Origin of the sequence: Tepidimonas sp. HKU77 (assembly GCF_049728535.1) — a bacterium.
In the GTDB taxonomy this organism is placed as follows: Bacteria; Pseudomonadota; Gammaproteobacteria; order Burkholderiales; family Burkholderiaceae_C; genus Tepidimonas.
In genome coordinates this window covers 1,103,987-1,129,279 of record NZ_CP187300.1, presented here as the reverse complement: position 1 = coordinate 1,129,279, position 25,293 = coordinate 1,103,987, and the positions used below count along the sequence as shown (strand labels likewise).

The window sequence follows — 25,293 nt, the reverse complement described above, 5'->3', positions numbered from 1 at the left end:
CGAACCAACCAGCGTTTTCAGACCCCGCGCTTGAACGCCGCCAGCCATGCCCCGGCGGCCACGAACAGCGAGCCAAACACGTGGTTGAGCGCCCGCATGTATGCGGGCGACTTCAGCGACGCCAGCAGCCGCGCGGCGAGGGCCGTGTAGCCGCCCATGACCACCAAGTCGGTAAAGCCCAACGTCAAGCCGACGATGACGTATTGCCACAGGAGTGGCGCATGGGGGTCGAGAAACTGCGGCACCACGGCCAGCAGAAAGACCGTGCCCTTGGGGTTGACGGCGTTGACCATCCAGCCGCGCACAATGGCGTCGCGCGCGCGCACGGGCGCTGCACCCGCTGCCGCCGTCAACGGGCGCGCGGGCGCACGCCACTGCTGCACACCCAGCCATACCAAATAAGCCACCCCCACCCACTTGACGACCTGGAACGCCGTGCTGGAAGCGGCTACCACCGCGCCCAGCCCGGCACCGACGACGGCGAGCTGGGTCCAGATGCCCGCCACCAGCCCGATCGTGGTCAGGTAGCCACGCCGAAAGCCGTGATTGAGCCCCGCGCTCATCGCCGCGACGGCACCGGCGCCCGGCGACAGGCTGATGGCCCAGGAGGCGGCGAAGAGGGCGAGCCAGGTGGAGAGTTCCATGGGGGCGGCTGATGGGTCCGAGCGGGTGCGGTTGGCACAGGGATCCATTATCAACGCCCGCGAGCACCCACCCTTTACACATCAAATGGGAATCAGTATCATTGACGTAACGACCACTTTGCACCGTTGGCCATGATTGTCTGCATCTGTCATCGCGTCAGCGACCGCACCATCCGTGCCGCCGCACGGCAAGGACAAGCGTTCGAGGATTTGCAATTCGAGCACGGGGTGGCGACCTGTTGCGGGCGCTGCGAAGCGTGCGCGCGCGACATCTGGGCGCAGGCGCGCTGTTCGCAGCGCTTACTCGGCGCCGGGCCTGGCGTGGGGGGCGCCGCAGCGCCCGCCGCGCTGGGCGTTGCTCTCTGAGGGTGCAGACGTGCCCGTGGGTGGGCAGCCTCGAGAGGGTGCAGGTTCCCGAACGCTGTGCGCCGAGCGTGTAGAGCGTGTAACATGATCAGGTTACCGTTACCCGTCAATGAAAGGCACAACCCCGTGAAAGGCTCGCCCGACGTACTGGCTGCACTGCAAGCCCAGCTCAAAAACGAACTGACCGCCATCAACCAGTATTTCGTGCATTACCGGATGCTCGACCACTGGGGCTTGACCAAGCTGGCCAAGAAAGAGTATTCGGAATCGATCGGCGAGATGAAGCACGCCGACCGACTCATGGCGCGCATCTTCATGCTCGACGGGCTGCCCAATTTGCAGGATTTGGGCAAGCTTCAGGTGGGTGAGACCGTACCTGAGATCTTGCAGGCTGACCTGGCATTGGAGCGTGCGGCGCAGCAAACCATCAAAGATGGTATTGCGACCTGCGAAGCCGCGCGTGACTTCGTTTCCCGTGATGTGTTGCAGGGCATTCTCGAAGATACGGAAGAGCACATCGATTTCCTGGAAACCCAGCTCGAGCTGATCGAGAAGGTAGGATTGCCCAACTACCTGCAAAGCCTCATGGGCGAGCCGTCGTAAGGGCGGCGTTGGCGGTGACTCCGTCGCAAGGCGTGCCTAGAAGGCGGCACCGACCATCATCGCCTAGCCACGTGTGGCCGTGGCCTTGGCATCCGGCTTGGCACAGCGCGCGCTGTGCGATCGCGGTAGCCGATAGACGGTCGGTGCGGTCAGATGTTGGCGCCGCGCTCGTGGCATGGTGTTGGCGCGGCCAGCAGGACCCTTGTGGCTTCAGCCCCCACAGCCAAGCGGTGCGCAACACCAGCAGCGCACCCCGAAGCCGCAGCAATTCCGACTCCAAAGCCATGCGCTCTGCCAACCACTGACGTTGACAGATTTCGGTGAGGCGTTGCGCGCGTGCCCACTCGCGGCAGACCGCTGTGTATTCTTCCATCCATTCCATCGCCGTTTCCCAAGGTGTTGCGCTACGTCAGTGATACAGGGGGCCATCACGCCCCGACGGCCCGTCGGCATCGCCCGCGATCGCGGCTTGATGGGCGCGCTCGCGCCAAGCGCCTGACAGGCGTGCCAGCACCGTGGCCATGGCGTCGCTCCATGCCGGGTGGTTGGCCAGCCGGTGCAGATTGTGTGCCAGCTTGAAGGCGGCCCTGGGACACACGGGACGATCGAGATCGCTCGTCGCGTGCAAATGGAGCAGGGCCAGCGTTCCAGCCAGCAGGGGTTCGAGGGGTTCAGTCTGCCATTCCATGGGGGCTCCTTGCGACTCACCACGAGCCGACCACCGATCGTAATGCAAATCATTCGCAATGACAATACCTCACGGAGGGAACGGCTGATCTTTGGGGCCCGATAATCGGGCCATGATCAAGCAACGTATCGTCGTCGGGCTTTCGGGCGGGGTGGACTCGGCCGTCAGTGCCTACTTGCTCAAGCAGCAGGGCCACGAGGTAGTCGGCATCTTCATGAAGAACTGGGAAGATGACGACGACAGCGAGTACTGCTCCAGCCGACAGGACTGGCTCGACGCGGCCAGCGTGGCGGATGTGATCGGCATCGACGTCGAGCACGTCAACTTTGCGGCCGAGTACAAGGACCGCGTCTTTGCGGAATTCTTGCGCGAGTATGAGGCCGGGCGCACGCCAAACCCAGACATCTTGTGCAACGCCGAGATCAAGTTCAAGGCGTTTCTGGACCATGCGATGCGGCTCGGGGCGGACAAGATCGCCACCGGCCACTACGCGCGCGTGCGCTTCAACGATGCCACGGGCCGCTACGAGCTGCTCAAGGGTGTCGACCCCACCAAGGACCAGAGCTACTTCCTGCACCGCCTCGAGCAGAGCCAGCTGGCTCGCACCGTCTTCCCAGTGGGCGAATTGCGCAAGACCGAGGTGCGCCGCATCGCCGCCGACATTGGCTTGCCCAACGCCAAAAAGAAAGACTCGACGGGCATTTGCTTCATCGGCGAGCGGCCGTTTCGGGCTTTCCTGCAACGCTATCTCGCGGCCACGCCTGGCCCGATCGTGGACGAGCACGGGCGCGAGGTGGGCCGCCATGTGGGCCTGAGCTTTTATACCTTGGGCCAGCGACAGGGGCTGGGCATCGGCGGGGTCAAAGGCGACGCGGCGGGCCGTGGGCCAGGGGAGCATGCGCCGTGGTTCGTCGCGCGCAAGCAGCCCACCACGAATACACTGTGGGCCGTGCAGGGGCACGACCACCCGTGGTTGCTCTCGCGCTGGCTGCTGGCGCAAGACGTGAGCTGGATCGCGGGTGAGCCGCCCGCCTCGGGGCGCTACCGTGCCAAGACGCGCTACCGCCAAGTGGACGCCGCGTGCGAGCTGGCGCTGACCCCGGAGGGGGTGCGCCTGGCCTTCGACGAGCCGCAATGGGCCGTCACGCCGGGGCAAAGTGCCGTGCTGTACGACGGCGACGTGTGCCTGGGCGGCGCCATCATTCACCGGGCCGAAGCGACCGAGCGGCCGTTGCCTGCGCTGCCGACGCCACGCACTTTCGCGGCCATGCGCGCCAGATAGGCGTCGCGCTAGGGACGGTCACCCCGGTTCGCTCGCGCCCTTGTACCAGCGGTACCCGCCACGCCAGCAGGCGGCGCGCTTCGTGTGGTTGCGCGCCCTCGTGGTCGTGGGTGCGCAAGATCCAGCGCAACTTCAGCCGCTCGGCGTGCAGCACGGCGTCCAGCACGACGCGGTCGCTGCTGCGCGGATCGATCAGCACGGCCTCGCGCGTCGCCTCGTCGCCCAGCAAGTAGCTGAGCACCCCGCTGGCTTCGTCGTGCAAGATCCGAAACAGCATGGTCAGCCCCCTGCCGCCGCATCCCCACCGGCGAGCCGGGTGCCGTTGACCGGATCGCATTGACGTCGCGCGCCAAGTGGGCAGGGCCTGGCTCCGTGAGGGTCGGTGTCGGGTTCATGGTTCTGCCGTGATCGTTTTCTCCTCTTGGTCCGTAACAAAAACCGTGCCAGCCATCACCGTGGCGGGTGTACCGGCTCCGCCCGCGGGTAAACCCTCGCACAGAAAACCCCCCGGGCGCACCGGGTCTGTCACGTGTGACAGAAAATGGCAGCTCAATGTCACCGCCAGGCGCCAGTCCTTCGCGTCATGAAACCTTTGAGCCTACTGACGGCGTATCTCGAAAACCTTTCCGAGCCGCACATCTTGTTCGATGCCGAGTACCGCATCTTGGCGGCCAACGAGGCGTACCGACGCGCCTTCGGCTCGCAGCACAGTGTGGTGGGACGACGCTGCTACGAGGTGTCGCATCACTTCTCCGTGCCCTGCGATCAGGCAGGCGAAACCTGTCCCCTGGCGCGTGCGCGCCAGTCGGGCCAACGCGAGCACGTTTTGCACCTGCATCACACGCCGGTGGGTGAGGAGTATGTCAACATCGAGCTCACGCCATTGCCGGGTGAGGGCGGCGCACCGGCGTACTTCGTCGAAAAGATGGAGACCTTGCCCGGCGCACACGGGCGGCCCGATCGTCAGGGCTTGATTGGGCGTTCGCCCACGTTCCAGCGCATGTTGGCGCTGGTGGCACGCGTGGCTCCCTCGCGCGCCAGTGTGCTGCTGCTGGGCGAGTCGGGGACGGGCAAGGAGATGGTGGCGCGCGCCATCCATGAAGCCAGTCCCCGCGCGGGCAAGGCGTTGGTGCCCGTGGAATGCTCGAGTCTCCCCGAGAGCCTGTTTGAGTCAGAGCTGTTTGGGCATGAGCGCGGCGCGTTCACCGGTGCCAGCGGTGCGCGTGCCGGTTTGGTCGAGGCCGCCAGCGGAGGCACCCTGTTTCTGGATGAGGTGGGTGACATTCCGCTGTCCATGCAGGTCAAGCTGCTGCGTCTGCTGGAGGCGGGCACGTACCGGCGGGTGGGCAGCAACGAGATTCGCCACGCCGATATTCGCGTGGTGGCGGCCACGCACCGCGATTTGGTCTCGATGGTGCGACAAGGGCGGTTTCGCGAGGACTTGTATTACCGGCTCGCGACCTTCCCGGTCCACTTGCCGCCCCTGCGCGAACGCCGCGCGGACCTGCCGCTGCTGGCCGAAGCCTTGCTGCAGCGCATCGATCCCCAGCGCCCGCGCACGCTGGCTCCGGCGGCGTTGCAGGCGCTGATGGCCTACGACTATCCCGGCAATGTGCGCGAGCTGCGCAACGTGCTAGAGCGGGCCGTCTTGCTGAGCGACCAGCCGGTGCTGGATGCCGACACCGTGCGCGAAGCGATCGACGCCGGCCGCATCGGTCTGCGGCGCGAGCCAGTGCTCGCCCCTCCAACGGCGGCCGATGTCGTGGCCCCTGGTGACACGCCCGTGGCGACCGCTTGGCGCACGCGCGAGGCCCAGGCGCTGCGCGAAGCCGTGCAGCGCCACCGCGGCACGCGCGCGGAGCTGGCGCGCCAGCTGGGGATGAGCGAGCGCACGCTCTACCGCAAACTCAAGGCACTGGGTTTGGCGTCGACCGGCGGCAGCGACCGGCCGTGATCGACCATGAGCTCGGATAGACCTCAGGGCGGGGCCCGATGGTACAACGCCCGCGATTGCGCTATAAACCCCCATCCGTATCAAAACGCAGGGTGTTGCGATCAACCGTTGGTTGGCGTTTGGTGAGGTGGTCGATGGCTATCCCGTGCCCGTGGTCAACGAGCGCCAGGTGCGCGCTGCGGCCGGGCTGCTGTTCTTCCCGGCCGTGGTGTCGTTCATGCACTCGTTTCTGCTGGGCAACTTTCAGTACACCCGGTGGTTCATCGTGGTGTTTTTGGTGGACATGACGCTGCGCGTGCTCAGCCCGCGTTGGTCGCCCAGCATGATCGTGGGCGGCTGGATCGTGCGCCACCAGACGCCAGAGTGGGTGGGCGCGGCGCAAAAACGGTTTGCGTGGGGTTTGGGGCTGCTATTGGGCCTGGCCATGCTGTACCTCATGGTGCTCAACCGCTACATGGGGCCGGCCAATATGCTCATCTGCGGTGCTTGTCTGTTGCTGATGTTTTTCGAAACCGCCTTTGGCATTTGCCTGGGCTGTCGGCTCTACAACGTATTCCACCGCGAAAAGGCTCAGCTATGCCCGGGCGGCGTGTGCGAAGTGCCCGCCTCGGCGCGGGGGTGGGGCTTGTCGCTGCCCCAGGCGCTGGTGCTGGTGGCCTTCGCGGGCCTGACGGTCGCCGCCAAAAACTGGGTCGACCGCACCGGCCCGCTGCAAGGTTTCGACGAGATGGCCACGCTGGAGATGGGCTTGCAGCCCACGCCCGGCGCGTCCTCGGCCGCGGAGCGCCAGCGCTGCGAAGTGCCAGCCTTTGCCAAGGCCATCGGTCACGAGGAGATGTGGAAGCGGCACAACGGCTGCAGCTAAGCCGCATCCCCGCGCGTGTCTCCTCAACGCTGCCGAGGCAGGTCGGCGTAGTAGCGCGCTAGCGCGTCGATTTCGGTGGCGGTCAGGCGCTGTGCGAACACCCGCATGCCTTTGGCCGCGTCGTTGGTGCGCTGCCCGCCGTGGTAGTCGAGCATGGTGCGCACGAAGTACAGCGGGTTTTGACCGGCCAGCGCGGGGGCTTCCCACTTGCCGCCCTGGCCCTTGACTCCGTGACAGCTCGCGCACGGTGTGATTAGGCGCGCGGGGTCGCCTTTCGTGACCAAGCGAAGCGCCGCCTGTTCCGCTTCGGCACTGGCCGCGCCGGGGCGCGGCGTGACGGCATCGTGCGGGGCGGGCAGGCTGGCGTAGTACGCCGCCACGTCGGCGATTTGCTGCGGCGTCATGGCCACCGCCACGTCGTGCATCAGTTGCGCGCCACGGTTGTCCCGGCGCAGGCCGCGCTGGTAATCCAGCAGCATCTTGGCGGTGTAGGTGGCGCGTTGGCTGGCGGTGTGCGGCCAGTTGAACGTTGGCGCCTGGCCCTGCCCACCGTGACAGGAGGCGCAAAACAGCTCCTCGTGCACGCGGCGCCCCCGCTGGGTGTCCCCGGATGGCAGTTCGGCCAGCGCGGCGCGCAGGCTGGCGGGCGTCCATGCGGGCGCAGGTGCCGGCGCCGGCGCACTGGCCAGGGCAGCGATGGGCAACCAAGCGGCCAGATCGGCGGCCAAACCGACCCACGAGCGGATGTATCGGGTGGTCATGGCAGACTCCATCAGGCAAAGCAGTCTTGGGTGAAGGTGCACAGCCACGCCTGCTGGTAGCGCGCGCCGAGCTTGATCTGCATCGGTGACGCATCCAGCGGCAGATAGCGCGATGCGCCGTTGATGCGGGCGATCTTGCCGTCCACGATCTTGAACACATCGGCCACGAACAGGCCATAGTCTTTGCCGGCCAGGGCGTAGCAGGTGTTTTCCCACAGCGGCTCGGGGGCGGGGCGGCCGGCCAGCTCCTCGACGATGGCGCGGGCCACCACCTTGGCCTGCGTGTTGGCCGAAAAGCCGCTCTTGGGCATGGCGTCGGCGATGCTGGCGTCGCCGATGACGTGCACCTGCGGCACCATGGTCGAGGCGAAGGTGCGCCGATCGACGGGGCAAAAGCCGCTGCCGTCGGTCAAGCCCAGCGTGGCGGCCAACTTGCCCGCGCGCATCGGGGGAATGACATTGATGACGTCGGCCTGGATGGTCTCGCCCTCGGTTTCGATGCGCATGCGCCGCCCGTCGATGCGCAGCGGGCGGCCCCCTTCCTTGCCACGCACCCAGGTCAGCATGCCGGGGCCGGGGTGTCGCTGGATTTCCACCTTGGTGGCCATGCGCTTGGCGTAATCGTCGGGCAGGTTGAAGCGGTAGAGCCGGTTCCAGCCCAACATCATCGTTTCGTCGGTGACGAAGGCGTCTTTCGGGTCGACGATGATGACCTTGGCCGTGGGGTTGTGCGTCATGAACCATTCGGTCATGAGCGCGGCGCGCTCGTACGGACCCGGCGGGCAGCGGTAGGGGTTGGGGGGTGCGGCCAGCACAAACACGCCACCCGGGCGCATGCCTTGCAGTTGGCGTGCCAGCAGCGCGGTCTGCTCGCCCGGGATCCAGCCCGAGGGCACCGCAGTACGCGCCACGGCTTCGGAGTAGCCCGGGTACGCGTCGTACAACAGTTCGATGCCGGGCGAGACGACCAGGCGGTCGTAGCCGATGCGCCGCCGCCCGGCGGTGGTGACCACGCGCGCCGCTGCGTCGAGCCCGGTGACGGTGTCGATGACGATCTCGATGCCGTAGCGCTCGCGCAGCGTGTCGTAGCGGACCTCCAGGTCGGCCATGGTGACGTGGCCGTTGAGCACCTCCGACGATCCGTAAGGGCGGATGTAGACGGGGTGGCGCTCGATGAGGGTGACGCGCAGCGCGGGGTTGAACAGCTTGAGATACTTGGCCGTGGTGGCACCTCCCACACCGCCACCGACCACCACGACATGGGCGCGCTCTTGGGCAAAGGCCAGACTCGGTGCCGAGCACGCGGCCAACAGGCCCAGCATGTGCCCCAGCCAGGCGCGCCGCTGGGGGCTGGACAGGGATTCGGGATGGTTCATGATGCGGCTCCTTTGTCGGCGCGCGCGGCCAAGGGGGCGGGTGGTTGCGCGGCGAACCATTGCGCCATCGCCTCGATATCGGCGTTGGTGAAGCCCCGCGCGACGTGGCCCATCAGGGTCGAAGGGCGCCGACCCTCGCGAAAATCGATCATGGTGCGCACGAATTGCTCCACCGGCATGCCCGCCAGTGGTTTGAAATACTCGTCCCCCAGCTGGCCGTGGGTGCCATGGCAGGCCGCACAGGTGTGGGCCATGACGTCGGCCGGCACCGGCTGGGGGTTGAGTGCGGGTGACGGCTCGGGAGGAGCGACTGGGGTGCTACCCGTATTGGTCGCCGCAGCGGGGGAAGCGCCCGCGGCGGTAGCCTGCGCGGACAGCTCTGCCGCGGAGGCCGCGGTGGCGGTCGCGCGAGCGATGAGCGAGACTCCGCCTGCGCCGGCGGTCACGACCACGATCCCGAGTGCGACCGCGATGGCTTCCAAGCGGCGGGCGCGTTGACTGGTATTGAGGGGCGTATTCATCTGTCTACCTCCGTCAGGATCAGCGCAGCCACACCCACAAGCCCACGCCGAAATAGGCCAGCGTCCACGCGACCAGCAGGCCGATGGTCCAGGTACCCAGACGCGTGACGGCGGCAGGGGGCGTGTACGGTTGGGGCCCGCGGTGCTGCCCGGCCTGCCAGGCCACGGTCAGGAAATAACCCAGCGCGGCCCCGCCCAATGCGGCGAAGGTGAAGAAGAACAGCACTGTGCTGTACCAGTCCATTTGCACGCGGTAGTCCAGCGCGTCGTAGCCATGGGCACCGGTGAGCGTGAAGTAGCACAGCGCTTCGCGCGCGCTGGCCAGCGCGATCAGGGCCAGGGTCGCCACCCCGAACGCGGTGTAACCCCTCCAGCCACCGTCGAGCTGCGTACGCAGCAGCGTTGGCAGCAGCAGCAACGCCAGCACGGCCAGTGCGCCGACGCCCATCCACGGCGACGTGGCAAACCACGCCATCTCCGGGGGCAGCGTCGCCATCCACAGCGCTCCCAGCGCACCCGCAACGGCAGCACCGACCCGCATCATGCGCTGCCCCAGCTGAAGCAGGAACGCGAGGTAGCCCGTATCTGGCTCCTGCGCGCCTTGCAGGTAGCGACGATAGGCCAGCAGCCACGCCCCCGCCACCGGTGCGGACAGCGCGATGAAGAAGCCAAAGCGCGGCAGGTGCCACAGGTGCAACGAACGCCCGCTCGGATCCACCGTGCCTCCGGGGGCGTACCACGTCATCCATTGCTGGGGAAACAGCGCCTGGTACGTCAGGCTGTGCACGATGAAGCCCACCCCCAGCAGCGCCAGCACCGACAGCACCATCCATCCCGTCGAGCGCCCCCCCATCTGCGCCAGATCGGGGTTCTTCCAATAGAAAGCGTACATCGCGATGTAGCCCACGATGAGCAAGCCGATGAAGCCCATCACCCACCAGGCCGACAGCACGTTGGAGGTGTACCAGAACGGGTCGTAGATGACCTGCACGAACAGCAGTGGCGCCACGCCCAGCACGATGGCCACCGACACAGCGATCTTGGCGGTAGTCAACATGGCGGCGGCCAGGCGGCGCCAAGAGGCATCGGTACTGATCGCACCGCGCAGCGTCAGCGCACTGGCGCCCAACATCACTTGTACGGCCACCATGTGCAGCGCAAAGGTCAGCACCCCCAGCACCAGAAAGATCAGTGGGTGCGCGGGAACGCCCGCTTGGTCACGAAGGGCATATAGCATTTCGGGTGTCATGGCGTCACTCCGTGCGGATCGTGGGTTGGGCTGCGGCCTGCGCAGCGCCCTGTCCGGACATCGTGCTCAGAATCCAAGCGGCCAGGGCGCGCGCTTGGTCGTCGTTGAGCGGGATTTGCGGCATGTACAGCGTGTTGCCGCCCGCCAGCGCGGCTTGCAGATACTCGGCCACGTCGCGCTCGCTGTGGCCGGGCCCGAAGTAGCGCTGCAATGGGCGCATCCCGGTAGCGGTCAGCGAATGGCAGTTGGCGCAGGTCGTCAGTGCCAACAGGCGACCCGCTTCCACCCGGTTGCCGTCGTCGATGGTGCGCAGTTTCTCGGGCACGAAGATGTGCGTCTTGAGAAAACCGTGCGCCTCGATGGTGGGGATTTCCGAGCGCACGCCCACGCTGGGCACATCCGCGCCCACCACCTGGTTGGAGTACACATACTGGCCGGCCACCCAAGGTTTGCGCAACGATTCGCGCGCGACTTCTTCGGGCCACAAGCCCGCCACCAGGATGACCACCGTCATGGCCGCGGCGACCGACGACACCAGCGCGCGGGGCTGCACATACGTCACCAAGAAGTACACGAGCGCCGCGCCCACGGCCACCGCCATGGCCAGCGGAAAGTGTTCCGGCAGGCGGTTTTCCAGCACCACCCCGGCCGACTCGGGCAGCGTGGCCAGGTACCACTGCAGCATGGCTGCGCCGGCCAGCGTCGCCACGATGCCGAGCACCGAGAGTTTGCGGGCGATGTCACGCTTGAGCTGCGCATCCTCGAAGCGCGCCGTCACGATGCCGTCCACCACCGCGGTGATTGCGAACATGAAGGGAGCTCGCATGCCCAGCTGTGCGAACGTGTTGCCACCGTAAAAGGCGTTGAGCACACCGCCGGTTGTGGCCCATTCGGCCTTGCCCGGCCACATCATGGAGCTGAGGATGCCCACGATGATGAGCATCGTGGTGTAAGACGCCAGGCCGAACACCAACGCGATGCGGGTGTGGGTTTGGCAATCCACGCGACCCACGAGGTAGACCAGCATGTACACGCCCACCACCTCGATGACGAAGACCACCCACTCGGTGGCCCACATCCAGACGAATGTGTGGATCAGGGCCGAGATGCCACGCGGGCTCGCCACGGTGGTGGAGTACCAGATGCCAGGCCGGGTGATGGAGCCCAGCACGTAGCTAAAGACCAGCAGGAACAAGCCGTAGCGTCGGACAAACTCCAGATACTGCGGCTTGTCGTGCCGATAGGCGTAGTTGGCCAGTCAGGCGAAAAAGATCGCGGCGCCAACCGATGTGTGTGAGAACAACACGTGCGCGGTGGCGATGATGCCGACGATCCAACCGCTGCCCAGCCCTGGCTCGAACCACGTGGGATAAAGGCCGATCATGTCCATGGATGCTCCTTGACCGAAAGCTGGTGCTGTAGCTGACTACACCACCTTGCATGACACGAACGCAAAAGGCGTGCCGGTCTGTGCCAACGGTTAAAAATTCTTGTAAATCAGTCGCTTGTGATCATTCCGGCGCCACCCTCGACCAACGGCACGCGATTTGTCATGACAGCGCTGACAGAGGGCTGTCAGACCCGCTGGTCGAGCGGGCGTGGTCTGGCTGCAGCCGCTCTAGGGGCAATCGCACCGCGCGACAATCCAGGGCATGCCGTCTGCCGCAATGCCCGCTGTCCCGCGTGACTTCCCGCCCACGGTCGAGGCGGCCCGCGCGCGGCTTGCCGCGGTGCGCCCCGCTGACTATGCGCGCAGCCGCAACCATTTGAACGGCGCGGTCACCCGGCTGTCGCCATACCTGACGCACGGACTGCTGGCGCTGGCCGAGGTGGTCGACACGCTGCGCACCGCGCATCGCCTGCCGCTGACCCACAAGCTGATGCATGAGCTGGGCTGGCGCGCCTTCTTCCGCCATGCCTGGCGGCACGACGGCGAGCGCATTCTGGAATCGCTGCACCCCGGCCCCTTGCCCGATGCCGCGTATGGCACCGCCGTGCCCGAAGACGTGCGGGCCGGTGCCACCGGCGTGCCGGTCATCGACCAGGCGGCGCGCACGCTCTACGCGACCGGCTATCTGCACAACCACACGCGGATGTGGCTGGCGTCCTACCTCGTGCACATTCGCAAAGTGCACTGGCGCGCGGGTGCCGACTGGATGGTCGCGCACCTGCTCGACGGCGATTTGGGCAGCAACCATCTCTCCTGGCAATGGGTGGCAGGCACGGCGAGCGCCAAGCCCTATCTGTTCAACGCCGACAATGTGGCCAAATACGCGACGCCAGACTGGCACAGCGTCGGTACCGCCATCGACCAGTCCTACGCCGTGCTCGACACCTTGGCCCGCAGCGGCACGGCGCTGCCGCCTGAGCCCGGCGCGCACCCGAGAGTGTCGGAGCCGCCTCGTTTCCCGTACCCGCTCGAAGGCGGCTACGGTGCGCCCGACCCGGCTACGATCGCGGGGCAGAACGTCTGGCTGGTCCACCCGTGGTCGCTGGCCGACCCACCGGCGGGTTGCCTGCCCGTGGCCGTGCTCGACGCCGACTGGCATGCGCGCTGGCCGTGGTCGCAACGGCGCTGGGCCTTCGTCTCGACCCGTTTGCACCGTATCGCGGCGCTGCGCTGGTTCGCGCCGGCCGCCGAGCTGGTCGAGGCCTTGCAGGCCGCCCGCAGCGTGCGCGGCTGGCATGACGCGCACCTGAGCGCGCCGGCCTGGGCGGCCCTCAAGTTGCCACCACCGCCGGTCCCCTGGCCCGAGCCCGCCGTGCGCTGCCGATCGTTTTCGGCGTACTGGGCCCAGGTTCGTCGCCATTCGGCGAGCAGCCCCACCACTGGAGAGCTATTCCATGACTGAAGCGTGGATCGAGTCGCGCCGCGCAGCGCAGGCGCTGGGTGCCGCCGTGCTGGTGAGTTCGGTGGTCGCTGGCATTGGTGTCGCCAACCACGAGGCGATCGCTGCGGCCAAGGCCGGGGTCGAAGGGCTGGTGCGCAGCGCCGCGGCCACCTATGCGGGGCTGGGGCTACGGGTCAACGCGGTGGCGCCGGGCATGACCGACACGCCGATGACGGCGGGCATGCTCAAAGTCCCGGCGATGCGTGAAGGCGCGGGCAAGCAATATCCGCTCGGCGGCGTGCAAACACCCGATCAGGTCGCGCAAGCCATGGCCTGGCTGCTGTCAGACGCTGCCAGCCGTATCACCGGCCATGTGCTGCCGGTCGATGGCGGCTTCAGCCATGTCCGGCCGCTGGTCAAGTGAAGCGCAGCCAGACAGGGGCATCATGCCAACGCCCCCGTTGGATATTCCTAGAAAGGAATATCGTCGTCCATATCCTCGAAGCCGCTGGCTGCGGGCGCCGGGGTGGTGGGGGCAGCCGGCCGCCCGGCGGCGGGTGCGGATGCCGCCGCCGCGCGTGCCGGTGCGGCCGCCCGGGGCGCGATGCCGCCCTCGTCGGCGGGGGCGCCCAGCCCTTCGCGGTTGCCCAGCAGTTGCAGCTCGGTGGCGATGATGTCGACCGTGTTTCGCTCGATGCCGTCTTGTCCCGTGTATTTGCCGTACTTGAGCCGTCCCTCGACATAAACGGAGCGGCCTTTTTTGAGGTATTCACCCGCGATCTCGGCCAAGCGGTCATAAAACGTGACGCGGTGCCATTGGGTGTCTTCGACCATCTCGCCGGTGTTGCGGTCCTTGCGGCGGCTGGAGGTGGCGATGCTGACGCTGGCCACGGGTTGGCCGGAGGGGAGGTAGCGAATCTCGGGGTCGCGGCCGCAATTGCCGACCAGGATGACTTTATTGACCGATGCCATGGGGTGTCCTTGCGTAGGGGTGACCGTCGATGTCGTCGATTGTGCCTGATTCGCTGGTGCCGACCATCCCCCGATGCGGGGAGGCACAGCTTTCCTGCCTTCAAGACGACTGGACCGCCACCGGCTTGGGCGCCGGCGCGCGCAGCCCCCAGCTGATGGTCAGCCACAGCGCGCAGCAACCCGCGCCAGCAAGCATCACACCGCTGGGGCCCCATTGTGATTGCAGCCAGCCGCCCACGGCGCCACCGGCAAACAGCCCCATCGACTGCAGCGTGTTGTACACGCCGAGTGCCGCGCCGCGCGCATGGGCGGGCGCAAGCCGCGACGTCAGGCTGGGTTGGCTGGCTTCCAGCGTGTTGAAGCCCAGAAAAAACACCACGAGGCATGCGCCCAGCGTGAGCACACTCGCGACCTCCGCGTGTGCCACCCATGTCAGCCCCAGCTGCGCCACCAGCAGCAGCGCGATGGCACCGCGTAACACGGCGGTGAGGTACCCCCGGCGCTCCAGACGAAACAGCAAGCCGCCCATGACCAGGAACGACACGAGCAGCGCCGGCAAATAGACCTGCCAGTGGTGGGCCTTGGGCAAACCAGCGCCCAGCAATAAACCGGGGACGGCGATCCACATCGCCATTTGCACCGTGTGCAGCACCAGCACGCCCACGTCGAGCCGCAGCAGATTGGGGTCACGCAGCACGTCGCGCAACCCGGCGCGATCGGGGCCGACGGGGCGTGCCGGCTCTGCCGGCACCACCCAGGCCACGACCGCCATGCCCACCAGCGCGAGCACACCCGTCACCCAGAACAAGCCCGACAGCCCGATGGCCGCCGCCAGCGGCGGCGCGACGACCAGCGACAGCGCAAACACCGCGGCGATGCTCACGCCCACCAGCGCCATCGCCTTGGTGCGCACGGTGTCGCGCGTCAAATCGGCCAGCAGCGCGGTCACGGCAGCCGAGATGGCGCCCGCGCCCTGCAGTGCGCGCGCCAGGATCAGCGTCTCGATTCTGGTGGCCAACGCCGCCCACGCACTGCCCAGGGCGAACAACGCCAATCCCATGAGGATGACTCGCTTGCGTCCGTAACGGTCCGACGCCATGCCCAGCGGGATTTGCAGCAACGCCTGAGCCAAACCGTACACACCCATGGCCAGCCCGACGCGCGCCGGATCGTCGCCCCCGGGCAGCCGGGCCGCTTCCAGCGCGAAGACCGGCAGCACCAAAAACAGCCCGAGCATGCGCAGCGCAAAAATGCCCGCCAGCGCCAGGCTGGCGCGGCGCTCTGCGGGCTGCATGCGTTCGGGATGAGGGGGTGCGCGATCCGGGACCACGGAGACGGACAGAGCGATTCAATGACGAAGCCGCGATTGTGCCGCACGCGCGGGCGGCCCACTGCCCGCGGGGTCAGTCACCCAGCGACGTGCGCTGGCGCTCGGCGGTCGATTTCATGGCGCTACGGTACGCGCCACAGCCGATGATGAGGCCATTGGGCAGCGGCGCGACGAAAGACGATTTCGCCCGCACTTGTCCGGTGACCGGATTGATGATGTTGTACTCGACCCAGCCGCCCCCTTGCTCGACGCGGTGCAAGACGTCGGCCATGAAGGCGTCGGCATCGATGCCCGGTGCGTCGTGCACGCGCGTGCCCACCTTCGCCGGATCCAGCCCCATGACGCGGTAGGTGCCCTCGCGGTCGAGCACGAAGATATACAGATCCCGATCGACGAAGGGGCCTTCGCGGTTTTGCATGTCTCGTGCCGCTTGATCGTAGCCGACTGCCTGAATGTGGGCCAGGGCTTTTTGCACCAACTCGTACGCCTCGTCAGCGGTGCCCTGGCGCAGCTTCATGTGGTGCACCGCTTCGTCCAGATCGCGCGTGCGCTCCATGAGTCGGTTGGCACGGTGCGTCGTGCGCTCGACCATGGCCGAGTTCTCGTAGGTCACCTTGTCCAGGTCACCCACCGCCGCCACCACTTCGGCCAGGGCGGTGCTTTGCTGCCGGCTGGCATCGGCCATGGTACCGATGCGCGCTGCGATGTCGCGAATGCCTTGCACCAGCTTGCCCATCGCGTCGCTGACGGTGCGAATCTCGGTCACCGTGCCCTGTACGCGCTCGGCTGACTCGGCGATGAGCTGGCGCACTTCGTTGGCAGCCTCTTGGCTGCGTTGCGCCAAGCGACGGACTTCGCTGGCCACGACGGCAAAGCCGCGTCCCGCCTCTCCGGCGCGCGCGGCTTCCACCGCTGCGTTGAGCGCCAGGATGTTGGTCTGGAAGGCGATACCGTCGATGGTGCCGATGATTTCGGTCATGCGCTGCGAGGTGGCCTGCAACGAACCCAGTCCGCCGACGGTGTGCTGCATCAGCTCGCCGGCGCGCTCGGTTTCGGCGTTGAGTTCCGCGGTCAACCGCCGCACTTCCTGCGCCGATTCGGCATTGCTGCTCACCGTTTCGGCCACCTGGCGCACGTTGGCCGTAGCTTGCTCTAGGCTCGCGGCCTGGCTCTGCGTGCGGTCGGCCAGTTGTTGGCTGTCTTGTACGAGTTGCAGCCCCACGTGTCCCAGCACCGCCGCGGCGCTGCGCACGTCGGCCACCAATTCCGACAAATGCGCCAGCATGTTGCGCAGACGCTGGCTCATGTCGGCCATCTCGTCGCTGCCCGGCAGCACCGCGTCGCCCGTGAGGTCGCCTTCGGTCGCCCGGTCGATGGCCTGATTCAGGTGCTGAAGCCCCCCGACGGTGGCGCGGTAAAACGCCACTATGCCGTAGCCCAGCACCAACAGCACGACCGCGCATCCGGCCACCACCCATGTCAGCCGCCGTTGCAGCGCTCGTGCCCGATCGGTCAGCCGTGCCTCGGCCTGCGTCAGCAAGGTGTCTTCCAGCGCGATCTGCGCTGCGATTGCCCGCTCGGACAATCGAAAAAACGCGGGAGCCTCGATGGTCATGGCCGCGGTGCGCAGGTGGGCGTCCACCGCGCGCAGCCACTCGTCGGTCTCGGTGCGAAACGCGGCCCATTCGGTGGGCGCCGCCATGCCGCGCCGCTGCAGGCTGTCCAGGCGCTCTTGCATGGCGGGCAGCAGGGCCTGCACGCGCGCGGCCTCGCCCGCCAGCCGCACGATGTCGGAGATGATGACCGAATCGGTCATCGCATTCGGGTCGGCCAACTGCACGCTGGCGCGCCCGCGCACGAAACTCACCGTCTCGCGCGCCACGGGCAGCAGGTCGGTGGCCAGCGCGACTTGGTGCACGACCAGCGGGTCAGCATCCAGGCTCAGGCCCGAGCCTTCGGCGACGGCGTTGGACAGCCGCTGCAGGCGCTCCAGTGCCGCCGTGGCCTGCGCGTGGCGAGCCGACGGCGCCAGCTTGCCGTCTTGCATGAGCTGTTGCACGCTCTCGAACACGGGTGCCCATGCACCGCCAAGGCCGGCACTGTCTTGCCGCATCGGCGCGTCGAGTGCCTGCAGCGCCTCGACCACCGCGCGTTGCGCCGCCTCGTGCCGAGCGGCGACGTCGGGCACGCCGGCGATCGGCTGTGCGGTGTCACGCCACTCCTGCAGTTGTCGGGACAGACGTTGCAGGGCGTGCACCCGGTCCGCCCCTTGCGCCGCCTGCGCGGCCCGCTGGGCCTGTTGCCAGGCGTCTGCCGACAGCAGCCAGGCGACGACCAGCAGGGGAATCGCCACCACACCCGCCATCCCGAGCATCTTCAGGGTCATCGGCAGCCGTTGCAACAACGCGACGGCTGGTTGAAAGGGGTCGATGCGCATGGGTTGAGTATCGGCCAAAAAAGCACGCCGGCGAGTCGTCGAAAACCCCAACGCGGTCGCGTGGGTTGAGGGTCCAGGCGAGGCGCAGGCCGCGGGCGGATCAGGCCGAAAGCGCCGCACGCATGCGCTCGATCACCGCGCGGTAGTCGGGCTGCCCAAAGATGGCGCTGCCCGCCACGAAGGTGTCGGCTCCGGCGTCGGCCACGCGGCGGATGTTGTCGGCCTTGATGCCGCCGTCCACCTCCAGCCGGATGTCCTTGCCGCAGGCGTCGATGCGCCGGCGCGCCTGCTCGATCTTGCGCAGCGCGCTGTCGATGAAGCTCTGACCGCCAAAGCCCGGGTTGACGCTCATGATGAGGATGAGGTCGATGTCGTCGATGACCCAGTCGAGCACGTCCAGCGGCGCGGCGGGGTTGAAGACCAGACCCACCTGACAGCCGCGCGCGCGGATGGCCTGGATGCTGCGGTGCACGTGCGTGCTGGCGTCGGGATGGAAGCTGATGAGGTCCGCGCCCGCATCGGCAAACATCTGCGCCAGTGCGTCCACCGGCTGCACCATCAGGTGCACGTCCAGCGGGATACGGCGGCCGTCGGGCGCCACGCAGTGCGGCTTGAGCGCCTGCGCCACCGCCGGCCCGATGGTCAGGTTGGGCACGTAGTGGTTGTCCATCACGTCGAAGTGGATCCAGTCGGCGCCGGCGGCGATGACGGTGCGCACTTCTTCACCCAAGCGGGCGAAATCAGCCGAGAGGATGGAGGGGGCGATGCGGTAGTGAGGCATGGCGTGGGTTGGCAGTGCAGGGGCGGGGGGTATCGTGCTGGCGCGTATTGTGGCAGCGATCGGTGAGGGGGTTGTGGTAAAACCTCCGCCATGCGTGAAAACCCTGATCCGCTGTGGGGGCCGCACCGGGGGCGTGGGGAGTAGCCCATGGCCGGTGAGTTCGACTGGATCGCGCGCCACTGGTGCCCCGCAGGCCCCTGGCCGCCGCATGTGGTGCTGGGCAACGGCGATGACGCGGCCCTGCTGCAGCCGACGCCGGGCATGGCGCTGGCCGTTAGCAGCGACATGCTGGTGCAGGGGCGGCATTTTTTGCCCGACGTCGATCCCGAAGACCTGGGGCACAAGGCACTGGCGGTCAACTTGAGCGACCTGGCGGCCATGGGTGCGCGGCCGCTGGCGTGCACGCTGGCGCTGGCGCTGCCCGGTGCGCCGACTGAGGCGTGGTCGGCCGCGCTGGCGCGGGGTTTTCTGGCGCTGGCGCAGGCGCATGGGTGCCCGCTGGTGGGTGGCGACACCACCGCCGGGCCGCTGACGCTGTGCGTAACCGTGCTGGGCGAAGTGCCCGCGCCGCAGGCCAGCGCGCGCCACCGTGCCCAACCGGGCGACGAGATTTGGGTCAGTGGCGCACTGGGGCTGGCCCGCTTGGGGCTGGCCCTGCTGCGCGGCGAGCAGTCCTTCTCGGGGCCAGACGCCGACGCCGCGCGCGAGCGCTTGCTGCGCCCCACACCGCGCGTGGCGCTGGGGTTGGCCTTGCGTGGGTTCATCCATGCCGCGGCCGACGTCAGCGACGGGCTGGCGGCCGATCTGGGCCACATCTGCGCCGCTTCGGGCGTGGTGGCGCGGCTCGACGCGGCGGGTTTGTGGCAGTCCGCCCTGGCCCCGGCGCTGCACCGCTTGCCCGCGCCACTGGCTTGGCACTATGCCCTGGCCGGGGGGGATGATTATGAGTTGGTGTTTACCGCACCGGCGGCCCAGCGCCCCGCCATCGAGGCCGCCGCTGCGCGTGCGCAAACGCCGGTGGCGCGCATCGGCCGCATCGAGCCCGGCCCGCCTGCGTCGCATCCCTTGACCGACGGCACGTCCCGCGTGCAGCTGTGCGACGCCGCGGGGCGGCCGTTCGATCTGCCCGCCGGGGTGTCGCTCGCCGGCTTCGACCATTTCGCTACCATGTCGGCATGACGGATTCCGCGCCGATGCCCATCCCCAGTACCGTGGCTGCCCCGCGCGCATCCGCCTCCGTCGTGCTGCTGCGCGAAGCGGGCGCTGGGTTGCAGGTGCTCCTGCTGCGCCGCCACGCCGACGCCCGCGTGCTGGGGGGCGTATACGTCTTTCCGGGTGGCAAGGTCGACGCCGATGATGCCGCCCCCGATTGGGCCCCGTGGCTGGATCGGCCGCCCGAGGCGCTGGTGGCGGGGCTGGGCGAGCCCGGTTTGACCCCGGCGCAGGCGCAGGCGCTGTACGTGGCGGCTGCGCGCGAGCTGTGGGAGGAAGCCGGCGTGGCCCTGGTGGATGCGCCCACGCGCTGGGCCGACGCGGTGCCACGGACGGCGACGACCGCGTGGCGCACGGCGCTCGCGGGCGCCGGGGTGCGGCTGGCCACGCAGGCGCTGCGCCCGTGGTCGCGCTGGATCACGCCGCTCGATCCGCCGGTGGGCACGCCACGCTTCGACACGCGCTTCTTTCTGGCGCGCCTGCCCGACGGTGCCCGGGCGCAGCACGACGACCACGAGACCACCGACAGCGCGTGGATGACCCCGCGCGAGGCGCTGGCGCGGTACTGGGCGCGGGAGATCGACCTCATCCCGCCGCAACTCATGAGCCTGGCGCAGCTCGCGCGGCACGCGAGTGTGGCCTCCGCTTGGGCCGAAGCCGCCCAGCGCCCGCCGCCGTGTATCCTGCCGCACACGTTTCGTGACGGTGAGGTGCGTGCCATCTGCTACCCCGGCGACGCGTGCCATCCGGTGCGCGAGCGGGCGCTGCCGGGCCCGACGCGGCTGCGGTGGGTCAACGGGCGTTTCGAGCCCGAGGACGGATTCGAAGGGTGGTTCCGGTGAAGCCCGAGCGGGTGGACGTGGTCGAAGTGCCGGCGCCGCTGCCCTGGCCGGTGGCCAGTGCGCGCTTCATGTGGGCGCGCCTGTCGCACCTCGTCGCCATGGGGTTTGGCGCCGGGCTGTCGCGCACCGCCCCTGGCACCGTGGGCACGCTGTGGGCGTGGGCGGCATTCGTGCTCATCGATGCGCTGGCCGCGCCGGGCGACCGTGGCTGGGCGCTGATCATCGGTGTGGGGGTGTTGGTGGGTTGGTGGGCCAGCACGCAGACCGCGCGCCGCAGCGGCATCGCCGACCCGTCGTTCGTCGTGGTGGACGAAGTGGTGGCGTTCTGGCTGGTGCTGTGGATGGCCGCGCCCACCAGCCTGTGGGGGCAAGCGGTGTGCTTTGCGCTGTTTCGATATTTCGACGCCGCCAAGCCCGGCCCCGTGGCCTGGGCCGACCAGGTGTTCAAGGGCAGCGGCTGGCGCGGCGGCTGGGGCGTGATGTTCGACGACCTGGTGGCCGCGTTTTGCACGCTCCTGGTGGTGGCGTTGTGGCGCTTCGTCTGGGGGAGCTGAGGCGATGAACCCAGGGTCTTGCCGCGCTACCGTGCCCGCCGACGGCGGCGGCAGCGGGCTGCTGTGGGTGCCACCGGCGGTCTGGCCGCTGTTGCACGACCTGGCACAAGCCCTGCTCGGGCGCGGCGAGCGCCTCGTGTGCGCCGAGAGCTGCACGGGTGGGCTGGTGGCGGCCTGCTGCACCGCGCTGCCGGGCTCGAGCGACTGGTTCGAGCGTGGCTACGTCACCTACTCGAACGCCGCCAAAGTGGCCGAGTTGGGCGTGGCGCCCGATCTGCTGGCCGCCCACGGCGCGGTCAGCGAGCCCGTGGCGCGCGCCATGGCGCATGGCGCCGCGGCCGTGGCTGGCGTGCGGGTGGCGCTGGCCATCACCGGCATCGCTGGCCCCAGTGGCGGCAGCGCCGCCAAGCCGGTGGGTACCGTGTGGTTTGGCTGGTGCGTGGACGGCCTGGTGCACGCCGAATGCCAGCGCTTCGACGGCGACCGCGCTGCCGTGCGCGCCGCGGCGGCCGAGCACGCCCTGGCGGGCCTGCTGGCGCGCCTCAGGGCCTGCGCCTGACCGGCCGGGCGCGTCCGTGACGGCAAGGCGTCACGCCGCGCCGCAACACTTCTTGTACTTCTTGCCGCTGCCGCAAGGGCAAGGGTCGTTGCGGCCGGGGGTCACGGCGCGGCGGATGGGCTCGATCGGTGGCCCCACCTCGCGTGCGATGTCGTACAGGTCGTACACCGCCCACAGCGCCTCGCCAAACAGCGCCCAGCGCGCCTCACTCACCGTCGGCGGCCCGTCGGCGTTGCCCGGGTTGAGGGCAGGCGGGTCGGCGTCGTCCTCGGTCAACGCGTAGACGGTGTCGAGCGCGTCGCCCCAGGCCTCGGCCAGCTCGCGCTCGCGCGGCGCGCGCCAGTCGTCGAGCCAAGCCTCCACCACGTCGGTAAAGCCGATAGCCCAGTATTGGCTAAACGCCGGCAGCACTTCGTCGCTGCGTTCGGTCAGCGCTTCGCGCTCCGCCGGGGGCAGTGCGGCCACCGCCGCGCGCACGTCGATGAGGTAGGGCACCAGCGCCCGCTCGTCGTCCAGCGACTCGATGGGGGCTTGCAGTGCGGCGGCCACCTCGTTCCAGCGCCGAAACCACAACCCAACGAAGTCCTGTAACTGTGCCTCGTCGCGAAATTGCGCCTGTCCGAACCCTGGGCCGCCCGCGCCGTCACCGCCAAACAGCACCGGGAAATACTCGCTCGGCGGGATCGAGCGACGGCAGCACAGCAGCGCTGTCAGAAAGCCGTCGCAGTACTCCCATGAGCGCGGGATGCCGTCGCTGCGCGAGGCGAGGTCGTCCAAAATCGTTTCCAGCCGCTGGTAGTCCTCGTCGCCCAAGGGGGGCGAGTCGGGGGTGGCGAGCATCTGGAAGGGCGGGCGGGGTTGTGGATCCATCGCCGCAGTGTAGCGTGGGCGGCTCTCCAGCGGCGGGCGTGCTGCCGGCACGGCCGATGAACGGCGCTAGACTGGGCGCATGCAAGAGATACCCCGGCACGACGAGACCACCGACACGCCCCAGGCGCCCGTGGGTGCGCAGCGCTTGGCGCCCGAGGCGCTGCGCCTGCGCATCGACCCGGCGTGTTTGGGCTTCGATGACACGTCGGCGCTGGAGCACGAGCCGTTGCCCTGGATTGGGCAGGCGCGGGCCCAGACCGCCGCCCGCTTTGGGCTGGCGATCGACCAGCCGCACTACCACCTGTTCGTGCTGGGCGAGATCGGCACCGGGCGCTCGACACTGCTGGAGCAGGAGATGCGTGCTGCCGCCGCCAGCCGACCGGTGCCCCCCGACCTGTGCTATCTGCACCACTTTGCCGCCCCCGAGCGGCCGCGGGCGCTGCGGCTGCCCGCGGGTCAGGGGCGGGCGCTGCGCCAGCGCATGGCCGAGTTTTGTCGCCGGCTGCAGGTCGAAATTCCCAAGCGGCTGAGTGAGCCCAGTTTCAAGGCCGCGCTGTCGGCGCTGGAAAAGACGTACAGCGATCGCGAGGCGGAGGCGTTCGCGGCCCTGTCTGCCTACGCACGGGCGCGGCACTTCGCCCTGCGGCGTGAGGGCGGGCAGCTCATCTTCACCCTCATCGACGATCAGGGCGAACCGCTGACCGCCGAGGCCATGGCCGCGCTCGAGCCCGAGCGACGGGCCGCCTACGACGAGGGCGAACGCGAGTTGCGCGCCGAGATTCTGCGTTTTCTGGAAGTGACGGCGCCCTTGGAGCGTGCCCTGCGTGACGGGGTGGAGGCGTTGCGTCGGCAGGCGGTGCGGCCACTGCTCGATCGCGAGCTCGACGCCATCCGGCAAGGCTTGCGCAAACAGTTCAAAGACACGCGCAAGCTGGGGCAGTGGCTGGACGCGGTGGAGCAGGATGTGCTGGAACACCTGGCGCTGTTCGAGCCTGCCGATGCCGACGAGGAGGCCGAGCGCCGCGCGGCGTTGGAGCGCCAGTTGCAGCGCTACCGCGTCAATCTGGTGGTCGACAACGCCGAGACGGTGGGCGCCCCCGTCATCATCGAGAACAACCCGCTGTACCGGCCGCTGTTCGGCAGCATCGAGTACCAGACCGACAACGATGTGCTGGTGACCGATTTTTCGCGCATCCGCGCCGGCAGCCTGCTGCGCGCGCACGGCGGCTTTTTGATGCTGCACCTGCGTGATTTGCTGGCCGATGATTTGGTGTGGGAGAAGTTGCGGCGTTTTCTGCGCAGCGGCCGCTTGCAGATCGAAGAGCCCGGGACGATGTTTTCAGCGCTGGCCACCACCTCGCTCGAGCCGGAGGCGGTCGATGTCGATGTCAAATTGGTACTGATCGGCTCCAACGAACAGTTCTACGCGCTGCAGGAGGTCGACCCGGAGTTCGCGCGGCATTTCCGTATCAAGGTGGACTTTGCCGAGACGTTCAGCGCCAACCCCGACACCTGGCGCGCCACCGGGATTTTCATCGCCCACACGGCGCGTCGGCTGGGGCTGCTGCCGTTTGGTGCGGCGGCGGTGGCGTGCCTCATCGAAGACAGCCACCGCGAGGCGGAGGACCGCACGCGCCAGAGTGCGGCATTCGCACGCACCGAGGCGCTGGCCATCGAAGCGGCCGAGCTGGCACGCCGCCGCGGCGCACGGCGCGTCGAGCGCGACGACGTGGCGGCGGCGATCGCCGCGCGCAACCATCGGCACGACTATCCCGACCAGCGGCTGCGCGAAGCCGTGGCCGATGGCGACCGTCTGGTGCATCTGTACGGTGCGCGCGTGGGCCAGCTCAACGGCCTGTCCGTCATCGACCTCGGGGACTACCGCTTCGGCTTGCCGATCCGCGTGGCCGCGCGCACCGTGCCCGGCACCGAAGGCCTGCTCAACATTGAGCGCGAGGTGGCCCTGTCTGGCCCCATCCACGACAAGGCGGTGCTCGTCCTGCACAGCTATCTGTCGGCCCTGTTCGCGCCGCTGGCACCGCTGGCGCTGACCGCCTCCATCGTGTTCGAGCAGGAGTACGCCGGCATCGAGGGCGACTCGGCGTCGTGCGCCGAGTTCTACGCCCTGCTGTCGTCGTTGTCCGGTTTGCCGCTGCGCCAAGGCATTGCCGTGACCGGGGCGATCAATGCGTTTGGCGAGGTGCTGCCGATCGGCGGCGTCAACGAAAAGATCGAGGGATTTTTCAAAGTCTGCGCCACCGCCGGGCTTGACGGCACACAGGGCGTGCTCATCCCGGCGCGCAACTGGCGCCACCTGATGTTGGCCGACGAGGTGTGCGAAGCGGTGGCGACGCAGCGCTTTCACATCTGGACCGTCGACCATGTCGCCGACGGCATGGCGTTGCTGACCGGTGTGCCCTTTGGCGCCGACGCCTCACGCGCTGCCGGCGGCGCCGTCACTGCGGCGCAGGACGCTTTTGTCCCCGATACGGTACTGGGTCGCGCGGCCGCCACCCTTGCGGCCTACCGCCGCGCGTGCCTGCGCGCAGGCAACCCGCGCGCCTGGCGGCAGCGCGGGGGGTGAGTGCTGTCATCT

The 25,293-nt window shown here is 68.3% G+C and carries 26 protein-coding genes; 12 read left to right on the top strand and 14 right to left on the bottom strand.

Annotation, left to right across the window (positions count from 1 at the left end; translation table 11 throughout):
* Nucleotides 1-17: 17 nt before the first annotated feature.
* Nucleotides 18-644 carry a LysE family transporter gene (locus ACPP3B_RS05430; RefSeq protein WP_299019726.1) on the bottom strand — a complete coding sequence of 209 codons (627 nt, stop codon included), beginning with the start codon at nt 642-644 and terminating at the stop codon, nt 18-20.
* A gap of 132 nt (nt 645-776) precedes the next feature.
* Here ACPP3B_RS05430 and ACPP3B_RS05425 point away from each other — a divergent pair, with 132 nt between their 5' ends.
* Both ACPP3B_RS05425 and bfr read left to right on the top strand, forming a co-directional pair.
* Nucleotides 777-1,010, top strand: a complete 234-nt coding sequence (locus ACPP3B_RS05425) for a (2Fe-2S)-binding protein (RefSeq protein ID WP_424859961.1) — start codon at nt 777-779, stop codon at nt 1,008-1,010.
* 126 nt (nt 1,011-1,136) lie between these two features.
* On the top strand, nt 1,137-1,613 hold the full coding sequence (bfr, locus tag ACPP3B_RS05420) for a bacterioferritin (RefSeq protein ID WP_299019730.1): 477 nt from the start codon (nt 1,137-1,139) through the stop codon (nt 1,611-1,613).
* A gap of 409 nt (nt 1,614-2,022) precedes the next feature.
* On the opposite strand, the gene ACPP3B_RS05415 is transcribed toward bfr, so the two are convergent.
* On the bottom strand, nt 2,023-2,301 hold the full coding sequence (locus tag ACPP3B_RS05415; protein ID WP_299019732.1) for a hypothetical protein: 279 nt from the start codon (nt 2,299-2,301) through the stop codon (nt 2,023-2,025).
* A gap of 112 nt (nt 2,302-2,413) precedes the next feature.
* Between ACPP3B_RS05415 and mnmA the strand changes: the two genes are divergently transcribed.
* The gene (mnmA, locus tag ACPP3B_RS05410) at nt 2,414-3,583 is read left to right on the top strand and encodes a tRNA 2-thiouridine(34) synthase MnmA (protein WP_424859960.1); all 1,170 of its coding nucleotides are present in this window, start codon (nt 2,414-2,416) and stop codon (nt 3,581-3,583) included.
* On the opposite strand, the gene ACPP3B_RS05405 is transcribed toward mnmA, so the two are convergent.
* On the bottom strand, nt 3,501-3,860 hold the full coding sequence (locus ACPP3B_RS05405; RefSeq protein WP_424859959.1) for a hypothetical protein: 360 nt from the start codon (nt 3,858-3,860) through the stop codon (nt 3,501-3,503). The genes mnmA and ACPP3B_RS05405 overlap by 83 nt on opposite strands.
* Before the next feature lie 306 nt (nt 3,861-4,166).
* Here ACPP3B_RS05405 and ACPP3B_RS05400 point away from each other — a divergent pair, with 306 nt between their 5' ends.
* A complete protein-coding gene (locus ACPP3B_RS05400; RefSeq protein ID WP_424859958.1) occupies nt 4,167-5,537 on the top strand; it encodes a sigma-54 interaction domain-containing protein in 1,371 nt (456 codons plus the stop codon).
* Nucleotides 5,538-5,649: 112 nt separating this feature from the next.
* Complete coding sequence (locus tag ACPP3B_RS05395; protein ID WP_424859957.1) at nt 5,650-6,402, top strand: DUF4395 domain-containing protein; 753 nt, start codon at nt 5,650-5,652, stop codon at nt 6,400-6,402.
* Nucleotides 6,403-6,425: 23 nt separating this feature from the next.
* On the opposite strand, the gene ACPP3B_RS05390 is transcribed toward ACPP3B_RS05395, so the two are convergent.
* The 6 genes from ACPP3B_RS05390 to ACPP3B_RS05365 all read right to left on the bottom strand — a co-directional run bounded on the left by ACPP3B_RS05390 (nt 6,426) and on the right by ACPP3B_RS05365 (nt 11,699).
* A complete protein-coding gene (locus ACPP3B_RS05390; protein ID WP_424859956.1) occupies nt 6,426-7,163 on the bottom strand; it encodes a c-type cytochrome in 738 nt (245 codons plus the stop codon).
* A gap of 11 nt (nt 7,164-7,174) precedes the next feature.
* Nucleotides 7,175-8,539, bottom strand: a complete 1,365-nt coding sequence (locus tag ACPP3B_RS05385; protein WP_424859955.1) for an FCSD flavin-binding domain-containing protein — start codon at nt 8,537-8,539, stop codon at nt 7,175-7,177.
* Entirely contained in the window at nt 8,536-9,060 is a 525-nt protein-coding gene (locus ACPP3B_RS05380; protein ID WP_424859954.1) for a c-type cytochrome, read from the bottom strand. Before ACPP3B_RS05380 ends, ACPP3B_RS05385 begins: the two co-directional genes overlap by 4 nt.
* A 19-nt stretch (nt 9,061-9,079) precedes the next feature.
* A complete protein-coding gene (locus ACPP3B_RS05375) occupies nt 9,080-10,309 on the bottom strand; it encodes a hypothetical protein (protein ID WP_424859953.1) in 1,230 nt (409 codons plus the stop codon).
* Nucleotides 10,310-10,313: 4 nt separating this feature from the next.
* Nucleotides 10,314-11,504: a c-type cytochrome gene (locus ACPP3B_RS05370; protein ID WP_424859952.1), complete on the bottom strand. Its 1,191-nt coding sequence runs from the start codon at nt 11,502-11,504 to the stop codon at nt 10,314-10,316.
* Between the two features lie 63 nt (nt 11,505-11,567).
* Complete coding sequence (locus tag ACPP3B_RS05365; protein ID WP_299019487.1) at nt 11,568-11,699, bottom strand: hypothetical protein; 132 nt, start codon at nt 11,697-11,699, stop codon at nt 11,568-11,570.
* A 262-nt stretch (nt 11,700-11,961) separates the two neighbouring features.
* On the opposite strand from ACPP3B_RS05365, the gene ACPP3B_RS05360 reads away from it, so the two are divergent.
* Nucleotides 11,962-13,161, top strand: coding sequence for an FAD-binding domain-containing protein (locus ACPP3B_RS05360; RefSeq protein ID WP_424859951.1), 1,200 nt, complete (start codon nt 11,962-11,964; stop codon nt 13,159-13,161).
* Nucleotides 13,154-13,564, top strand: coding sequence for an SDR family oxidoreductase (locus ACPP3B_RS05355; RefSeq protein ID WP_424859950.1), 411 nt, complete (start codon nt 13,154-13,156; stop codon nt 13,562-13,564). Before ACPP3B_RS05360 ends, ACPP3B_RS05355 begins: the two co-directional genes overlap by 8 nt.
* Before the next feature lie 47 nt (nt 13,565-13,611).
* Here the strand turns inward: ACPP3B_RS05355 and ssb are convergent, their stop codons facing one another.
* From ssb to rpe, 4 genes are all read right to left on the bottom strand, one after another.
* The gene (gene ssb, locus ACPP3B_RS05350) at nt 13,612-14,112 is read right to left on the bottom strand and encodes a single-stranded DNA-binding protein (RefSeq protein ID WP_424859949.1); all 501 of its coding nucleotides are present in this window, start codon (nt 14,110-14,112) and stop codon (nt 13,612-13,614) included.
* A gap of 100 nt (nt 14,113-14,212) precedes the next feature.
* On the bottom strand, nt 14,213-15,406 hold the full coding sequence (locus tag ACPP3B_RS05345; RefSeq protein WP_424859948.1) for an MFS transporter: 1,194 nt from the start codon (nt 15,404-15,406) through the stop codon (nt 14,213-14,215).
* A gap of 109 nt (nt 15,407-15,515) precedes the next feature.
* A complete protein-coding gene (locus ACPP3B_RS05340; protein ID WP_424859947.1) occupies nt 15,516-17,879 on the bottom strand; it encodes a methyl-accepting chemotaxis protein in 2,364 nt (787 codons plus the stop codon).
* 100 nt (nt 17,880-17,979) lie between these two features.
* Entirely contained in the window at nt 17,980-18,660 is a 681-nt protein-coding gene (gene rpe / locus ACPP3B_RS05335; protein ID WP_424859946.1) for a ribulose-phosphate 3-epimerase, read from the bottom strand.
* A 147-nt stretch (nt 18,661-18,807) separates the two neighbouring features.
* On the opposite strand from rpe, the gene thiL reads away from it, so the two are divergent.
* From thiL to ACPP3B_RS05315, 4 genes are all read left to right on the top strand, one after another.
* On the top strand, nt 18,808-19,839 hold the full coding sequence (gene thiL, locus ACPP3B_RS05330; RefSeq protein WP_424859945.1) for a thiamine-phosphate kinase: 1,032 nt from the start codon (nt 18,808-18,810) through the stop codon (nt 19,837-19,839).
* Nucleotides 19,836-20,714 (top strand): NUDIX hydrolase, encoded by an 879-nt coding sequence (locus tag ACPP3B_RS05325; protein WP_424859944.1) that lies wholly within the window; start codon nt 19,836-19,838, stop codon nt 20,712-20,714. Before thiL ends, ACPP3B_RS05325 begins: the two co-directional genes overlap by 4 nt.
* 68 nt (nt 20,715-20,782) lie before the next feature.
* Entirely contained in the window at nt 20,783-21,268 is a 486-nt protein-coding gene (locus tag ACPP3B_RS05320; protein WP_424860147.1) for a phosphatidylglycerophosphatase A family protein, read from the top strand.
* A gap of 4 nt (nt 21,269-21,272) precedes the next feature.
* On the top strand, nt 21,273-21,827 hold the full coding sequence (locus tag ACPP3B_RS05315) for a CinA family protein (protein ID WP_424859943.1): 555 nt from the start codon (nt 21,273-21,275) through the stop codon (nt 21,825-21,827).
* Between the two features lie 30 nt (nt 21,828-21,857).
* Here ACPP3B_RS05315 and ACPP3B_RS05310 read toward each other — a convergent pair whose 3' ends face one another.
* A complete protein-coding gene (locus ACPP3B_RS05310; RefSeq protein WP_424859942.1) occupies nt 21,858-22,697 on the bottom strand; it encodes a UPF0149 family protein in 840 nt (279 codons plus the stop codon).
* Between the two features lie 79 nt (nt 22,698-22,776).
* On the opposite strand from ACPP3B_RS05310, the gene ACPP3B_RS05305 reads away from it, so the two are divergent.
* A complete protein-coding gene (locus ACPP3B_RS05305) occupies nt 22,777-25,281 on the top strand; it encodes a Lon protease family protein (RefSeq protein WP_424859941.1) in 2,505 nt (834 codons plus the stop codon).
* The last annotated feature ends 12 nt before the right edge of the window (nt 25,282-25,293 follow it).

Excerpts from the sequence above, each read along its gene's own strand:
- ACPP3B_RS05430 (WP_299019726.1), bottom strand. The coding sequence starts at position 644 with ATGGAACTCTCCACCTGGCTCGCCCTCTTCGCCGCCTCCTGGGCCATC.
- ACPP3B_RS05425 (WP_424859961.1), top strand. The coding sequence starts at position 777 with ATGATTGTCTGCATCTGTCATCGCGTCAGCGACCGCACCATCCGTGCC.
- ACPP3B_RS05415 (WP_299019732.1), bottom strand. The coding sequence starts at position 2,301 with ATGGAATGGCAGACTGAACCCCTCGAACCCCTGCTGGCTGGAACGCTG.
- mnmA (WP_424859960.1), top strand. The coding sequence starts at position 2,414 with ATGATCAAGCAACGTATCGTCGTCGGGCTTTCGGGCGGGGTGGACTCG.
- ACPP3B_RS05405 (WP_424859959.1), bottom strand. The coding sequence starts at position 3,860 with ATGCTGTTTCGGATCTTGCACGACGAAGCCAGCGGGGTGCTCAGCTAC.
- ACPP3B_RS05400 (WP_424859958.1), top strand. The coding sequence starts at position 4,167 with ATGAAACCTTTGAGCCTACTGACGGCGTATCTCGAAAACCTTTCCGAG.
- ACPP3B_RS05390 (WP_424859956.1), bottom strand. The coding sequence starts at position 7,163 with ATGACCACCCGATACATCCGCTCGTGGGTCGGTTTGGCCGCCGATCTG.
- ACPP3B_RS05385 (WP_424859955.1), bottom strand. The coding sequence starts at position 8,539 with ATGAACCATCCCGAATCCCTGTCCAGCCCCCAGCGGCGCGCCTGGCTG.
- ACPP3B_RS05380 (WP_424859954.1), bottom strand. The coding sequence starts at position 9,060 with ATGAATACGCCCCTCAATACCAGTCAACGCGCCCGCCGCTTGGAAGCC.
- ACPP3B_RS05375 (WP_424859953.1), bottom strand. The coding sequence starts at position 10,309 with ATGACACCCGAAATGCTATATGCCCTTCGTGACCAAGCGGGCGTTCCC.
- ACPP3B_RS05365 (WP_299019487.1), bottom strand. The coding sequence starts at position 11,699 with ATGGACATGATCGGCCTTTATCCCACGTGGTTCGAGCCAGGGCTGGGC.
- ACPP3B_RS05360 (WP_424859951.1), top strand. The coding sequence starts at position 11,962 with ATGCCGTCTGCCGCAATGCCCGCTGTCCCGCGTGACTTCCCGCCCACG.
- ACPP3B_RS05355 (WP_424859950.1), top strand. The coding sequence starts at position 13,154 with ATGACTGAAGCGTGGATCGAGTCGCGCCGCGCAGCGCAGGCGCTGGGT.
- ssb (WP_424859949.1), bottom strand. The coding sequence starts at position 14,112 with ATGGCATCGGTCAATAAAGTCATCCTGGTCGGCAATTGCGGCCGCGAC.
- ACPP3B_RS05345 (WP_424859948.1), bottom strand. The coding sequence starts at position 15,406 with ATGCAGCCCGCAGAGCGCCGCGCCAGCCTGGCGCTGGCGGGCATTTTT.
- ACPP3B_RS05340 (WP_424859947.1), bottom strand. The coding sequence starts at position 17,879 with ATGCGCATCGACCCCTTTCAACCAGCCGTCGCGTTGTTGCAACGGCTG.
- rpe (WP_424859946.1), bottom strand. The coding sequence starts at position 18,660 with ATGCCTCACTACCGCATCGCCCCCTCCATCCTCTCGGCTGATTTCGCC.
- thiL (WP_424859945.1), top strand. The coding sequence starts at position 18,808 with ATGGCCGGTGAGTTCGACTGGATCGCGCGCCACTGGTGCCCCGCAGGC.
- ACPP3B_RS05325 (WP_424859944.1), top strand. The coding sequence starts at position 19,836 with ATGACGGATTCCGCGCCGATGCCCATCCCCAGTACCGTGGCTGCCCCG.
- ACPP3B_RS05320 (WP_424860147.1), top strand. The coding sequence starts at position 20,783 with ATGTGGGCGCGCCTGTCGCACCTCGTCGCCATGGGGTTTGGCGCCGGG.
- ACPP3B_RS05315 (WP_424859943.1), top strand. The coding sequence starts at position 21,273 with ATGAACCCAGGGTCTTGCCGCGCTACCGTGCCCGCCGACGGCGGCGGC.
- ACPP3B_RS05310 (WP_424859942.1), bottom strand. The coding sequence starts at position 22,697 with ATGGATCCACAACCCCGCCCGCCCTTCCAGATGCTCGCCACCCCCGAC.
- ACPP3B_RS05305 (WP_424859941.1), top strand. The coding sequence starts at position 22,777 with ATGCAAGAGATACCCCGGCACGACGAGACCACCGACACGCCCCAGGCG.